Raw genomic sequence first — 12,603 nt, forward strand, 5'->3', positions numbered from 1 at the left:
CACGGCCTCAGTGCCCCGAGGCTCAGTGCCCCGAGGTCGCCTTCAGACCCACCACGGCCACCAGCAGCAGACACACGAAGAAGATCCGGGCCGCGGTCACCGGCTCGTTCAGCACGACCATGCCCAGGATCGCCGCACCGGCCGCGCCGATGCCGACCCACACGCCGTACGCCGTACCGATCGGCAGCGTCTTCGCCGCATGCGACAGCAGCACCATGCTCGCCACGATCCCGAGCCCCGTGAACACGCTCGGCCACAGCCGGGTGAACCCCTCGGTGTACTTCATCCCGATCGACCAGCCCACTTCGAGCAGACCGGCGATGGTCAACAGAACCCACGCCATGACAGGAACCTCCGACGACAACCACGCGAACAGAACGGGTGCGTCGTCTTTGCCAACCCGGTACGGCGCGTCTCGTCGGGGTGCTTCCACCGTAGCAAGAAAGAGGGGAAGGGCCCGGTGACACCGGTCACCAGACCCTTCCCCGCACTCTCCTGGAGTGCCTCTCTCCGGGACGCCTACAGATACAGCCCGGTCGAATCCACCGACCCCTCGAACCGGTCGGCGGCCACCGCATGCAGATCGCGCTCCCGCATCAGGACGTACGCCACGCCCCGCACCTCGACCTCGGCACGGTCCTCGGGGTCGTACAGCACGCGGTCACCGGGCTCGACCGTCCGCACGTTCTGCCCGACCGCGACCACCACGGCCCAGGCGAGGCGCCGGCCCACCGCGGCCGTCGCCGGGATCAGGATGCCGCCGCCGGAACGGCGCTCCCCCTCGGACGTGTCGTTCCGTACCAGCACCCGGTCGTGCAGCATCCGGATGGGCAGCTTGTCGTCGTGGGTGTTCTCGCTCACGCCCGCAACCTACCTGCCGCGCCCCGGACCGTACGCCTCCGGGTACGGATCACGCGCTGCGGCGCTTCCTCGACGCGGTGAGCAGCCCCACCACCCCCACCACCAGCAGTGCCGCGGGAATCACCCGCTCCAGCCGCGGCGAGCCGTCCTCCGCGACGAACTGCGCCTTCACATCCGACACCGAGCGGTTCACCGCGACGAAAGCCCGGCCGACCGTACGGTCCACGGACTCGGCCGCCTTCGCCTTCGCGTCACCGATGATCGTCTTCGGGTGTACCCGCACCCCGATCTCGTCGAGCACCACAGCGAGCTGCTCCCGCCTGCTGATGATGTCCGCCTCGATCTGCGCAGGGGTCCTGGCATCCGACACTGCGCCGCCTCCGTGGTCGTCGTCCGGTCAACCTTCATCTGAACCTTCGTCGACAGTCTGTCAGCTCGAACCTCCGCATACCCGACGGCACCCCTATTACGCTCGGTCCCGTCCGACCCATGCGCCACCCGAGGAGAACCCATGAGCGAGCGACTGAAGCCCGGCGACACCGCTCCCGCCTTCACCCTTCCCGACGCCGACGGCAACGACGTATCGCTCGCGGACCACAAGGGCCGCAAGGTCATCGTCTACTTCTACCCGGCCGCGCTCACCCCCGGATGCACCAAGCAGGCCTGCGACTTCACGGACAACCTCGACCTGCTCGCGAACGCCGGGTACGACGTCATCGGCGTCTCCCCCGACAAGCCGGAGAAGCTCGCGAAGTTCCGCGAGGCGGAAGACCTCAAGGTCACTCTGGTGGGCGACCCCGCCAAGGAGACCCTGACGGCGTACGGCGCCTTCGGCGAGAAGAAGCTCTACGGCAAAGTGGTGACGGGTGTGATCCGGTCCACCGTCGTCGTCGACGAGGACGGAAAGGTCGAGCACGCGTTCTACAACGTCAAGGCGACGGGCCATGTAGCCAAGATCATCAGGGACCTCGGGATCTGAGCCCCTCCCGACGTCCGGCGCGCCGGAATCGCACGCCGGGCGGCGTGAGGGAGATCACACCGGCTCGCCAAGCCGGTTTGCGGCCGCCATGACCGCGCAGAAGCCTTTCCTGGAACACCCTCCGAGGAAAGGACTCCGGCCATGGCGGCCCCCGACCCCCACCAGGCGGCCGACCCAGCAGCGGTCAAACGCCACCCCACGCTCTTCCGGGCCATCCGGAAGCGCCGGAATCCGCGGCTGCGCCGGACCGACATCACGGTCACCGACGACGCCGCGGTCAAGCGGGCCGTGAAGGCCGCCTCGCTGGGCAACGCCATGGAGTGGTTCGACTTCGGCATCTACTCCTACCTGGCCGTCACCATCGGGCACGTGTTCTTCCCGTCCGGGAACGAGACCACGCAGCTCCTCTCCTCCTTCGCGACCTTCGCGGTGGCCTTCCTCGTACGCCCGCTCGGCGGCATGTTCTTCGGCCCGATGGGCGACAAGATCGGCCGCAAGAAGGTCCTCGCACTGACGATGATCCTGATGGCGGTCGGCACGTTCGCCATCGGCCTCATCCCCTCGCACGAGACGATCGGGGTCTGGGCCGCGGTCCTGCTGATCTTCTTCCGGATGCTCCAGGGCTTCTCGACGGGCGGTGAGTACGGCGGTGCGTCCACGTTCATCGCCGAGTACGCACCCGACAAGCGCCGCGGCTTCTTCGGCAGCTTCCTGGAGTTCGGCACCCTGGCGGGCTACGTCTGCGCGGCGGGCCTCGTAACGGCCCTGTACGCCCTTCTGAGCGACGCACAGATGGAAACCTGGGGCTGGCGCATCCCCTTCCTCGTCGCGGGCCCGCTGGGCCTGGTCGGCCTCTACCTGCGCCTGCGCCTGGACGAGACCCCGGCCTTCCAGAAGCTGGAGGGCGGCACGGCGCACGCGAGCGAGGCGGCGGACGGCGTCGAGACGACGGCCAAGGGCGACCTGGCCAAGATCTTCCGGCAGTACTGGCGGACCCTGATCCTCTGCATCTGCCTGGTCGGCGCGTACAACGTCACCGACTACATGCTGCTGTCGTACATGCCGACGTACCTCTCCGACGAGCTCGGCTACAGCGAGACCCACGGGCTGCTGATCCTGCTGGCGGTGATGGTGCTGCTGATGGCGGTCATCAGCCAGATCGGCAGGGCCTCCGACCACTTCGGCCGCAAGCCGCTGCTGATGACCGGGATGCTGGGCTTCCTCTTCCTCTCGCTCCCGGCCTTCCTCCTGATCCGGGTGGACGGCATCTTCCCGATCACGGTCGGCATGCTGCTGCTGGGCCTCTCCCTGGTCTGCATGCTCGGCACGATGTCGGCGGCGCTGCCGGCCCTGTTCCCGACGAACGTCCGCTACGGGTCCCTGTCGGTCGGCTACAACCTGTCCGCGTCGCTCTTCGGCGGCACGACGCCGCTGGTGATCACGGCCCTGATCAGCTGGACCGGCTCCAACCTGATGCCCGCGTACTACGCGATGGCGGCGGCGCTGGTCGGGGTGATCGCGGTGGCCTGCATGAAGGAGACCGCCCAGAAGCCGCTGATCGGGTCCCCGCCGTCGGTGGAGACGGAGGAGGAGGCGGCGGAGCTGGTGCATGCGCAGGCGCCGGAGCCGAGGTTCTGAGACCTGTTGCCTTCGCCCTCTCCGTGCACCTCATCCGGATTTCGGACGTAACCATCCGATAAACGGTTCGTTACTCCGTACGAGGCTGCGAACGTGCGGCCGGAGACGGAGGGGGACATGGGGAGCAGCCCGTACACACGGGAGCGGCTGGCGGAGGCGGCGGGGTCGTCGCGGACGCTCTCGGAGGCGCTGACGAAGTTGGGGGTGGATCCGAAGAGTCCGACGCGGCGGTACGTCCGTGACCGCATGAGGAGGATGGGCATAGCCACGGAGCACTTCGAGCGCGAGGGCGCTCGCTGGACGAAAGAGGTCCTTGAGCCCGTGGTCGCCGTGTCGACAAGCGTCTATGAGGTGCTGCGGCGTCTCGGCCTGGAGACCGTGGGGGGCCACCACAGCAACATCAGCAGACGCATCAAGGCGTACGGCATCGATACCTCACACTTCGCCCAGCCGTCGCGTGCCGGGACGAAGAAACGTCGCCTGTCGCCTGAGAACCTGCTGGTGGAAGACCGCTCACCACACCCTCGCCGCACCCCCAGCTCTCGCCTCAAGCCCGCCATGGCCGCGCTCGGGGTGGCGGAACGCTGTGCCCTCCACGGCACGGAACCGCTCTGGCGCGGTCGTCCGCTTCCGTTGGAGGTGGACCACATCAACGGCAGGTGGAGCGACAACCGCCTGGAGAATTTACGGCTCCTCTGCCCCAACTGTCACTCGGCGACCGACACCTACCGCGGCCGGGCCAAAGGCCGCCGCGCCAGGCATGGCGGCAGCCGGTGAACCAGCGACAGCACCACACCCGCGAGCGGCTGGTCGAGGCCGCAGAACGTTGCTCGGACATCGACGAGGTCATCACGTTCCTGGGCACTCGTCCCTACGCGCAGCTCCAACGCCATCTACTGAGGCGGTTCGCCCACTTCGGCATCGATGTCTCCCACTTCAGGCACCGCGGTTCACACACCGTTGCCTCACGTCCCTCACGGGACACACTCCGTGAGGCTGTGGCAGCTTCACGCTCCATCGCGGAGCTGCTCCGCAAACTCGGACGCCCCGCGAACGGGCACCAGCGAAACCTTTTGCGACAGTGGATCGCGGAAGAGGGCCTGTCGACCTCGCACTTCCTCGGCCAGGCACACCAACGTGGCAGGCCGGGCCCGACTCCCGCCAGACGCCCCGAGGAAGTGTTGGTTAGGCACGACGGCAGACATCGCACGAAGACTGTGTTGCTACGTCGGGTCTTGCGCGAGATCGGGGTGGCCGAGCAGTGCGACGAGTGCGGAACCAAGCCGGTCTGGCGCGGATCGCCGATCACTCTGGAGATCGACCACATCAACGGCGACTGGAGCGACGACCGCACCGAGAACCTCCGGTTGCTGTGTCCGAACTGCCATGCCGTCACCAGCACCTGGTGCCGAGGAGGCGCCCGGGGAATCCCACGCCAGGGAACTCGCACGCCGCCCCGGCCACCTCGCCCGGTACGATGACATGCGTCTGGCGGCGGTGGTGCAACTGGCGACACAGCAGACTTAGGATCTGTGGCCCGTGAAACGGCTTGAGGGTTCGAATCCCTTCCGCCGCACCGAGAATGGCCTGCGAATCGAAGAACCGATGCGCAGGCCGTTTTCCGTCCCGGTCTACCCCACCAACTCCCGCACCACCGGCACCAACGCCCGGAACGCCTTGCCGCGGTGGCTGATCGCGTTCTTCTCCGCCGGCGTCAGCTCCGCGCACGTGCGGGTCTCGCCCTCCGGCTGGAGGATCGGGTCGTAGCCGAAGCCGTTCGTACCGGACGGGGCGTGGCGCAGGGTGCCGTTCAGGCGGCCCTCGACCACGCGTTCCGTGCCGTCGGGGAGGGCGAGGGCGGCGGCGCAGGCGAAGTGGGCGGCGCGGTGGGTGTCCGCGATGTCGCCGAGCTGGGCCAGGAGCAGGTTCAGGTTGGCCTTGTCGTCGCCGTGGGTGCCGGACCAGCGGGCCGAGAAGATGCCGGGGGCGCCGCCGAGGACGTCGACGCAGAGGCCGGAGTCGTCGGCGACGGCGGGGAGGCCGGTGGCGCGGGCCAGGGCGTGGGCCTTGAGGAGCGCGTTCTCGGCGAAGGTGACGCCGGTTTCCTTGACGTCGGGGATGTCGGGGTACGCGTCCGCGCCGACGAGGTCGAGGTCGAGTCCCGCGTCGGCGAGGATGGCGTGGAGTTCGGTGATTTTCCCGGCGTTGCGGGTGGCGAGGATCAGGCGCGTCATGGGCCCATTGTCGCCGGTCTCCGTCGGTCCGCGGCCGCTCCCCCTACGGCGTGCAGACCTTGCCGATCTCCGTGGCCGCCTCCGTCACCGGGGTGATGTCGGGGGTGGCGTCGCCCTTCTCGATGGACTCGCGCACGTTGGTGACGCCCGCCTGGAGGTCGTCGACCGCCTTGGAGAGGTCGGCGTCGTCCGTGGTGTCGTTCAGGTTCTTGAGTTCGCGGTCGATGTCGTCCAGGGCCTCGGTTGCCTGGGTGATGTCCTCGGAGGCGCTGGAGACGGCGTTCTGGAGGTTGCCGACGCTGGTGGCGATGGCGTCGGCGGTGCGTACGCAGTCGAGCGCCTTGTCGAGTCCGGCGCAGCCCACGGCCGCGGTCAGCGTCAGCAGCGTGGCGGCGGTGGCGAGTGCGAGGCGTTGGTGGCGGCGCGAAGCCATGGTGGAGTCCCTCCCCGGGGATCGTTACGTGGACGGACGCACGGTTCGACCCGTGCGTCCGTGCCGGTAACGACGCTCTGTGGTGCGTATTTGGTTGCTTCTTTACCCGGGAGGGGCGGGTCGTTACGCGTCCTGCGTGCTGGCGAGTGCATCGCGCTGGAGCGTGGCGAGGTCCACGCAGCCCGCCGTGGCGAGGTCGAGGAGGGCGCCGAGTTCCTTGCGGTCGAAGGGCGCGCCCTCCGCGGTGCCCTGGACCTCGACGAAGCGGCCGTCGCCGGTGCAGACGACGTTCATGTCGGTCTCGGCGCGGACGTCCTCCTCGTAGCAGAGGTCGAGGAGCGGGGTGCCGTCGACGATGCCGACGCTGATGGCGGCGACGGTGTCGGTGAGGGGCTTGCGTCCGGCCTTGACGATCTTCTTGCCCTGGGCCCAGGTGACGGCGTCGGCGAGGGCCACGTAGGCGCCGGTGATGGCGGCGGTGCGGGTGCCGCCGTCGGCCTGGAGGACGTCGCAGTCCAGGACGATGGTGTTCTCGCCGAGGGCCTTGTAGTCGATGACGGCGCGCAGGGAGCGGCCGATCAGGCGGCTGATCTCGTGGGTGCGGCCGCCGATCTTGCCGCGTACGGCTTCGCGGTCGCCGCGGGTGTTGGTGGAGCGGGGCAGCATGGAGTACTCGGCGGTGACCCAGCCCTCGCCGCTGCCCTTGCGCCAGCGGGGGACGCCTTCGGTGACGGAGGCGGTGCAGAAGACCTTGGTGTCGCCGAAGGAGATGAGGACTGAGCCTTCGGCGTGCTTGCTCCAGCCGCGTTCGATGGTGACGGGGCGGAGCTGTTCGGGGGTGCGGCCGTCGATGCGAGACATGGGCTCGACTTTATCCGCTGACGCGGGTGGCTCCGTTCGGGTGCGGTCGGCGGCCGTACGGGGGACGCGTCGGCGTGTGGGGCCCGGTACGGCGCGGGCCCCGCACCGAGTCACGTGGGTGCGGGGCCTGCGGGGTGCGGAGCCGGGCCGTCGGGGCGGCGTGCGCCGTCGAGGGTCAGTCGGTCACATCATGTCTTCGATGTCGGCGGCGATGGGGTCGGCGTCGGTGCCGATGACGACCTGGATCGCGGTGCCCATCTTGACGACGCCGTGGGCGCCGGCGGCCTTCAGGGCGGCTTCGTCGACCTTGCTGGGGTCGTGGACCTCGGTGCGGAGGCGGGTGATGCAGCCTTCGACCTCGTCGATGTTGTCGATACCGCCGAGCCCGGCGACGATCTTCTCAGCCTTGGTGGCCATGTCCTTCTCCCTGGTTCTTCGCGCGCAGACGGCCGCCCGCTGCGGGTCCGTTTCGTCACGGTAACGCACGGTTGGCCCAACTTCGCGGGCGGGTGACCGGACGATCCCCAAAGATGACGATCACCGGTCCCCTGCCTCCGGGCGGGGCCCGGACCGTGACGCAACTGGTCTACACCAGTTTGCAACGACCGCCAAACGCGATGTGTTCCGGGAGGACGCCCATGAGTTCGAGCGCCGCTGCGGCACCGCAGCGAAAATGGTGGAACGGACCGGTCCAGGGCCTCCAGAAGGTCGGGCGGAGCCTCCAGCTCCCGGTGGCCGTCCTCCCGGCGGCGGGCCTGCTCGTCAGCCTCGGCAACCTCTTCGCCTCCTATCTGCACGGGGCCTTCTGGGACAAGACGTCCCTGGTGCTGCTCAACGGCGGCACCGCGATCCTGGACGGCAAGCTCGGCCTCCCCCTGCTCTTCTGCATCGGCGTGGCCATCGGCTTCGCGAAGAAGGCGGACGGTTCCACCGCGCTGGCGGCCGTGGTGGGTTTCCTGGTCTACCGGGGCGTCCTCGGGGCGTTCCCCATCGACGGCACCGTGACGGACGATCTGCCCCTGGGCGAGCCGCAGAACCCCGGAGTGCTCGGCGGCATCATCATCGGCCTGCTGACCGCGGTCGTCTGGCAGCGCTACCACCGGACCAAGCTGGTGGACTGGCTCGGGTTCTTCAACGGGCGGCGCCTGGTGCCGATCCTGATGGCGTTCCTGTGCGTGATCCTCGGCGTCCTGTTCGGACTGCTGTGGCAGCCGGTGGGCGACGGCCTGACCTGGTTCTCCGAGCGGCTGATCAACCTCGGCTCGTGGGGTGCGGCGATCTTCGGCTTCGCGAACCGGCTGCTGATCCCGGTCGGCATGCACCAGTTCCTGAACACGTTCTTCTGGTTCCAGGCGGGCGAGTTCACCGGGGCGGACGGCCAGACCGTACAGGGCGACATCTCCCGCTTCTTCGCCCAGGACCCGTCGGCCGGGCAGTTCACCTCGGGCTTCTTCCCGATCATGATGTTCGGTCTGCCCGCCGCCGCCCTGGCCATCACCCACACCGCACGGCCGGAGCGCCGCAAGGAAGTGGGGGGTCTGATGGTGTCGGTGGCGCTGACCTCGTTCGTGACGGGGGTGACCGAGCCGATCGAGTTCTCGTTCATGTTCGTCGCACCGCTGCTGTACGGCGTGCACGCGGTGCTCACCGGGGCCTCGATGGGCATCACCTGGCTGCTGGGGGTGCATGCGGGGTTCAGCTTCTCGGCCGGGTTGATCGACTACGTCGTCAACTGGCATCTCGATACGAAACCATGGCTGATCATCCCGATCGGCGCGTGCTTCGCGGTGATCTACTACGTGGTCTTCCGCTTCGCGATCACCAAGTTCGACCTCAAGACTCCGGGGCGCGAACCGGAGGAGATCGAGAAGGAGATCGAGAGGGATCTGACGAAGTAGCAGCACACCGGGGCTTTGACCCCGGCCGCCGAAGGCCCTCGGACCAGCCGGTCCGGGGGCCTTCGGCATGTCACCGATAGTGCCGGATCTGCTACTGCGAATAAGTAGGGAATTGCAGGTTCCTTATCTAACCCTCACCGTGCTAAAACTGGTCTACACCACTGAGTGGTCCAGACCACGGCTGTCTGCCGCCGTCTGCCGAGTCGCCGCCTCCCCGCATCCATCACCTGGGCGGCACTGTGCCCCATGGAGGAAGTTGATGACCACGGCTGAGACCGCACCCGCGGCCGAGAAGAAGAAGGGCGCCGGCGTGATGGCCGTCATGCAGCGCATCGGCCGCAGCCTCATGCTGCCGGTCGCCGTGCTGCCGGCCGCCGCGCTCCTGGTCCGCCTCGGCAATGACGACATGCTGGGCCGCGAATCGTTCCCGGCCTTCGTCACGAAGCTCGCCGGCTACATGGCCGCGGGCGGCGGCGCGCTCCTCGACAACATGGCGCTGCTGTTCGCCGTCGGCATCGCGATCGGCTTCGCGAAGAAGTCGGACGGCTCCACCGCCCTGGCGGCCGTCACGGGCTACCTGGTCTTCAAGAACGTGCTCGCCACCTTCACGGACAGCAACCTGCCGCAGGTCGCCAGCGTCGTCGACGGCAAGATCGTGATGAACGACGCGCCCGTCAACGCCGGTGTCCTCGGCGGTGTCGTGATGGGCATCATCGTGGCCCTGCTCTACCAGAAGTTCTACCGGACGAAGCTGCCCGACTGGGCGGGCTTCTTCAGCGGCCGCCGTCTGGTCCCGATCCTCTCCGCCTTCGCGGGTCTCGTCGTCGGTATCGTCTTCGGTCTGATCTGGCCGGTCCTCGGTGCCGGTCTGCACAACTTCGGCGAGTGGCTCGTCGGCTCCGGCGCCGTCGGCGCGGGCATCTTCGGTGTCGCCAACCGCGCTCTGATCCCGGTCGGCATGCACCACCTGCTGAACTCCTTCCCGTGGTTCCAGGCGGGCGAGTACAACGGCAAGCACGGCGACATCGCCCGCTTCCTGGAGGGCGACCCCTCGGCCGGACAGTTCATGACCGGCTTCTTCCCGATCATGATGTTCGCCCTCCCGGCGGCCTGCCTCGCGATCGTCCACTGCGCCCGCCCCGAGCGCCGCAAGGTCGTCGGCGGCATGATGTTCTCCCTCGCGCTGACCTCGTTCGTCACCGGTGTGACCGAGCCGATCGAGTTCACGTTCATGTTCATCGCCCCGGTGCTGTACGCGATCCACGCGGTGCTGACCGGTGTGTCGATGGCCCTGACCTGGGCGCTCGGCATGAAGGACGGCTTCGGCTTCTCGGCCGGTCTGGTCGACTTCCTGCTGAACCTGGGCATCGCGTCGAAGCCCTGGATGCTGGTCCTGGTCGGCCTCTGCTTCGCGGTGGTCTACTACGTGGTCTTCCGCTTCGCGATCATCAAGTTCAACCTCCCGACCCCGGGCCGGGAGTCGGACGAGGAGCTCGCCGAGCTGCAGAAGGCCGAGGCGAAGTAGCCTCCGCCACGCCCGTACGACGAAGCCCCCGCTCCCCGAAGATCTCTTTCGGGGGCGGGGGCTTCGCCGTACCTGCCGTACGGTCGCCTCACACCAGGCGTACGGGCACGGGCAGGCGGTAGATCTGGCGGGAGCCGCCCTCCGGGCCGGGGTCGGTCGGCTCGCCGGGCCCGAAGCCCAGCTTCTCGTAGAAGACGCGGGCCCCGCTGTCGACGGCCCCGGGGTGGTCGGGGCCGAAGGTGACCACCTCGACGGTCCCGGGCCCGGTGACGTACCGGCGGAGCGCCTCGGCCATCAGCAGGCGGCCCACGCCCGCGCCCCGGCAGTGCTCGGAGGTGACGAGCCAGTGCACGTGGTAGGTGGGCGGCGCGGCGCCGAACAGGAGGCCGCCGAGGATGCCGGCTGCGGTGGCGGACTCGGCGACCAGGGCCGCCCCGTCACGGATGTGGTCGTTCACCGCCCGGTGGAAGCCCGGTTCCGCCACCATCGGCCCGAACCAGTGCTCGACCTGGGACGCGAGGGTCAGGAAGCCGGCGAGGTCGGCATCGCGGGCGGGTCTGATGGTGATCATGGGGCAGTCTCGCAGAGCGGGTCCGGGGCTGCCGCGGATTCCGGGCGCCCGCCCTCAGAGCTCGTACACCGCGCCCGGTACGGCCAGTTCGACCGGGCCCGGGTAGACGGCACGGGCGTCGGCGAGGTTGCGGTCGGCGTCGGTCCACGGAGGGATGTGGGTGAGGACGAGCCGGCGGACGTCGGCGCGGGCCGCCGCCTCGCCTGCCTCGCGGCCGTTGAGGTGCAGGTCGGGGATGTCCTCCTTGCCGTCGACGAACGACGCCTCGCACAGGAACAGGTCCGCGTCCCGGGCCAGGTCCTCCAGCGCCCCGCAGGTCCCCGTGTCGCCGGAGTAGGCGAGGGTGGAGCCGCCGTGCTCGATCCGGATGCCGAAGGTGTCGACGGGGTGGCAGAGCTTCTCCGTGCGGACCGAGAAGGGCCCGATCTCGAAGGAGCCGGACTTCAGGGTGTGGAAGTCGAAGACCTCGCTCATCGCCCGGTCCGAGGGGGTGTCGCCGTGGGCGGCGGTCAGCCGCTGCTCGGTTCCCTCGGGTCCGTAGACCGGAAGGGGGACGGGGCGGGCGCCGTCGTGGCGGTAGTAGCGCACGACGAAGTACGCGCACATGTCGATGCAGTGGTCGGCGTGGAGGTGGCTGAGGAAGATCGCGTCGAGGTCGTAGAGACCGACGTGGCGCTGCAACTCGCCGAGGGCGCCGTTGCCCATGTCGAGGAGCAGCCGGAAGCCGTCGGCCTCTACGAGGTAGCTCGAGCATGCCGAACCCGTGGACGGGAACGAGCCGGAGCAGCCGACGACGGTGAGCTTCATGGAGCGTGAACCTCCGATACGTGGGAACGGGGAGGGTTCGTGCGGGTTCTGCGGGAACGTTTTGCGGTTCGTCGAGCGTAAGGCGCGAAACTCCGCGTCGCTCCTTCGCTGCCTGCCGTTGTGGGGGAACTCACCTGCTCTGTCACCGGTTCGATGGAAGCGGGCCCGCCGGTACGGTCGGGGGATGGACACGTTCTGGTGGGTGACGCTGGTCGCCGTGGTTCTGCTCGCGCTCGTCGCGGCCGTGGTGGACGGGCGGGGGCGCTCGGACCGCGGGCCCCGCACACGGCGGCCCCGGCAGCCGGGGGCGACGGCTCGGACCCGGCCGCCCGGGAAGCCTTCGGGCCCGTCGGGCCCGGTGGGGCGCGGGGACGGGCGTACGCCGCGGGCGGGTGAGGTGTGGTGGGCCGATGTGCCGTACGAGGACGGGCCCGGGTCCAAGGACCGGCCGTGCCTGGTCCTCTCCGTACGGGGCCGGGGGCGGCGGCGTACGGCGCTCGTCGCCAAGATCACCAGCAAGCATCACGAGGAGCGGCCCGGGGTGATCGCGCTGCCCGCGGGGACGGTGGGGGATGCGCGGGGGCGGCGGAGCTTCCTGGAGACGGATGAGCTGCGCGAGGTGCGGATCGCCGGGTTCCGGCGGAGGGTGGGCGCGGTGGACCCGGAGCTCTGGGAGCGGGTGCGGGGGCTGGGAGCGGGGTGAGGGGCGGGGGGGGGGGGGGGGGGGGGGGGGGGGGGGGGGGGGGGGGGGGGGGGGGGGGGGGGGGGGGGGGGGGGGGGGGGGGGGGGGGGGGGG

16 protein-coding genes, 1 tRNA gene and 1 riboswitch are annotated in these 12,603 nt (G+C 69.3%); of the genes, 8 read left to right on the plus strand and 9 right to left on the minus strand.

The window, feature by feature from the left end; all coding sequences use genetic code 11:
• Window positions 1–22: 22 nt before the first annotated feature.
• The 3 genes from ACZ5WC_RS28480 to ACZ5WC_RS28490 all read right to left on the minus strand — a co-directional run bounded on the left by ACZ5WC_RS28480 (window position 23) and on the right by ACZ5WC_RS28490 (window position 1,231).
• Entirely contained in the window at window positions 23–343 is a 321-nt protein-coding gene (locus ACZ5WC_RS28480) for a DMT family transporter (RefSeq protein ID WP_468543484.1), read from the minus strand.
• A 37-nt stretch (window positions 344–380) separates the two neighbouring features.
• Window positions 381–444: riboswitch (guanidine-III (ykkC-III) riboswitch) on the minus strand.
• Window positions 445–519: 75 nt separating this feature from the next.
• Window positions 520–861 carry a GroES family chaperonin gene (locus ACZ5WC_RS28485; protein ID WP_030629018.1) on the minus strand — a complete coding sequence of 114 codons (342 nt, stop codon included), beginning with the start codon at window positions 859–861 and terminating at the stop codon, window positions 520–522.
• Window positions 862–910: 49 nt separating this feature from the next.
• Complete coding sequence (locus tag ACZ5WC_RS28490) at window positions 911–1,231, minus strand: DUF3618 domain-containing protein (RefSeq protein ID WP_468543485.1); 321 nt, start codon at window positions 1,229–1,231, stop codon at window positions 911–913.
• 141 nt (window positions 1,232–1,372) lie between these two features.
• On the opposite strand from ACZ5WC_RS28490, the gene bcp reads away from it, so the two are divergent.
• From bcp to ACZ5WC_RS28515, 5 genes are all read left to right on the plus strand, one after another.
• Window positions 1,373–1,840, plus strand: coding sequence for a thioredoxin-dependent thiol peroxidase (bcp, locus tag ACZ5WC_RS28495; RefSeq protein ID WP_468543486.1), 468 nt, complete (start codon window positions 1,373–1,375; stop codon window positions 1,838–1,840).
• A gap of 141 nt (window positions 1,841–1,981) precedes the next feature.
• The gene (proP, locus tag ACZ5WC_RS28500; RefSeq protein WP_468543487.1) at window positions 1,982–3,478 is read left to right on the plus strand and encodes a glycine betaine/L-proline transporter ProP; all 1,497 of its coding nucleotides are present in this window, start codon (window positions 1,982–1,984) and stop codon (window positions 3,476–3,478) included.
• Between the two features lie 117 nt (window positions 3,479–3,595).
• Window positions 3,596–4,255, plus strand: coding sequence for an HNH endonuclease signature motif containing protein (locus tag ACZ5WC_RS28505; RefSeq protein WP_468543488.1), 660 nt, complete (start codon window positions 3,596–3,598; stop codon window positions 4,253–4,255).
• A gap of 473 nt (window positions 4,256–4,728) precedes the next feature.
• Window positions 4,729–4,959 carry an HNH endonuclease gene (locus ACZ5WC_RS28510; RefSeq protein WP_468543507.1) on the plus strand — a complete coding sequence of 77 codons (231 nt, stop codon included), beginning with the start codon at window positions 4,729–4,731 and terminating at the stop codon, window positions 4,957–4,959.
• Window positions 4,960–4,969: 10 nt separating this feature from the next.
• Window positions 4,970–5,054: transfer RNA gene (locus tag ACZ5WC_RS28515), tRNA-Leu, on the plus strand.
• 55 nt (window positions 5,055–5,109) lie between these two features.
• Here ACZ5WC_RS28515 and rdgB read toward each other — a convergent pair.
• The 4 genes from rdgB to ACZ5WC_RS28535 form a co-directional block, all read right to left on the minus strand.
• A complete protein-coding gene (rdgB, locus tag ACZ5WC_RS28520) occupies window positions 5,110–5,712 on the minus strand; it encodes an RdgB/HAM1 family non-canonical purine NTP pyrophosphatase (RefSeq protein ID WP_468543489.1) in 603 nt (200 codons plus the stop codon).
• A gap of 43 nt (window positions 5,713–5,755) precedes the next feature.
• A complete protein-coding gene (locus ACZ5WC_RS28525; protein ID WP_468543490.1) occupies window positions 5,756–6,145 on the minus strand; it encodes a hypothetical protein in 390 nt (129 codons plus the stop codon).
• A gap of 123 nt (window positions 6,146–6,268) precedes the next feature.
• On the minus strand, window positions 6,269–7,006 hold the full coding sequence (rph, locus tag ACZ5WC_RS28530; protein ID WP_468543491.1) for a ribonuclease PH: 738 nt from the start codon (window positions 7,004–7,006) through the stop codon (window positions 6,269–6,271).
• Between the two features lie 183 nt (window positions 7,007–7,189).
• A complete protein-coding gene (locus ACZ5WC_RS28535) occupies window positions 7,190–7,492 on the minus strand; it encodes a PTS sugar transporter subunit IIB (RefSeq protein ID WP_257002259.1) in 303 nt (100 codons plus the stop codon).
• Between the two features lie 152 nt (window positions 7,493–7,644).
• Here ACZ5WC_RS28535 and ACZ5WC_RS28540 point away from each other — a divergent pair, with 152 nt between their 5' ends.
• Together ACZ5WC_RS28540 and ACZ5WC_RS28545 are read left to right on the plus strand one after the other, a co-directional pair.
• Window positions 7,645–8,904 carry a PTS transporter subunit EIIC gene (locus ACZ5WC_RS28540; RefSeq protein WP_468543492.1) on the plus strand — a complete coding sequence of 420 codons (1,260 nt, stop codon included), beginning with the start codon at window positions 7,645–7,647 and terminating at the stop codon, window positions 8,902–8,904.
• Window positions 8,905–9,163: 259 nt separating this feature from the next.
• On the plus strand, window positions 9,164–10,429 hold the full coding sequence (locus ACZ5WC_RS28545) for a PTS transporter subunit EIIC (protein ID WP_468543493.1): 1,266 nt from the start codon (window positions 9,164–9,166) through the stop codon (window positions 10,427–10,429).
• An 88-nt stretch (window positions 10,430–10,517) separates the two neighbouring features.
• Here ACZ5WC_RS28545 and ACZ5WC_RS28550 read toward each other — a convergent pair whose 3' ends face one another.
• Both ACZ5WC_RS28550 and ACZ5WC_RS28555 read right to left on the minus strand, forming a co-directional pair.
• A complete protein-coding gene (locus tag ACZ5WC_RS28550; protein ID WP_468543494.1) occupies window positions 10,518–11,000 on the minus strand; it encodes a GNAT family N-acetyltransferase in 483 nt (160 codons plus the stop codon).
• Window positions 11,001–11,054: 54 nt separating this feature from the next.
• Window positions 11,055–11,807, minus strand: coding sequence for an MBL fold metallo-hydrolase (locus ACZ5WC_RS28555; RefSeq protein WP_468543495.1), 753 nt, complete (start codon window positions 11,805–11,807; stop codon window positions 11,055–11,057).
• 184 nt (window positions 11,808–11,991) lie between these two features.
• Here ACZ5WC_RS28555 and ACZ5WC_RS28560 point away from each other — a divergent pair, with 184 nt between their 5' ends.
• Window positions 11,992–12,510 (plus strand): type II toxin-antitoxin system PemK/MazF family toxin, encoded by a 519-nt coding sequence (locus ACZ5WC_RS28560; protein ID WP_468543496.1) that lies wholly within the window; start codon window positions 11,992–11,994, stop codon window positions 12,508–12,510.
• The last annotated feature ends 93 nt before the right edge of the window (window positions 12,511–12,603 follow it).

This window comes from Streptomyces sp. NPDC033165, assembly GCF_055577965.1.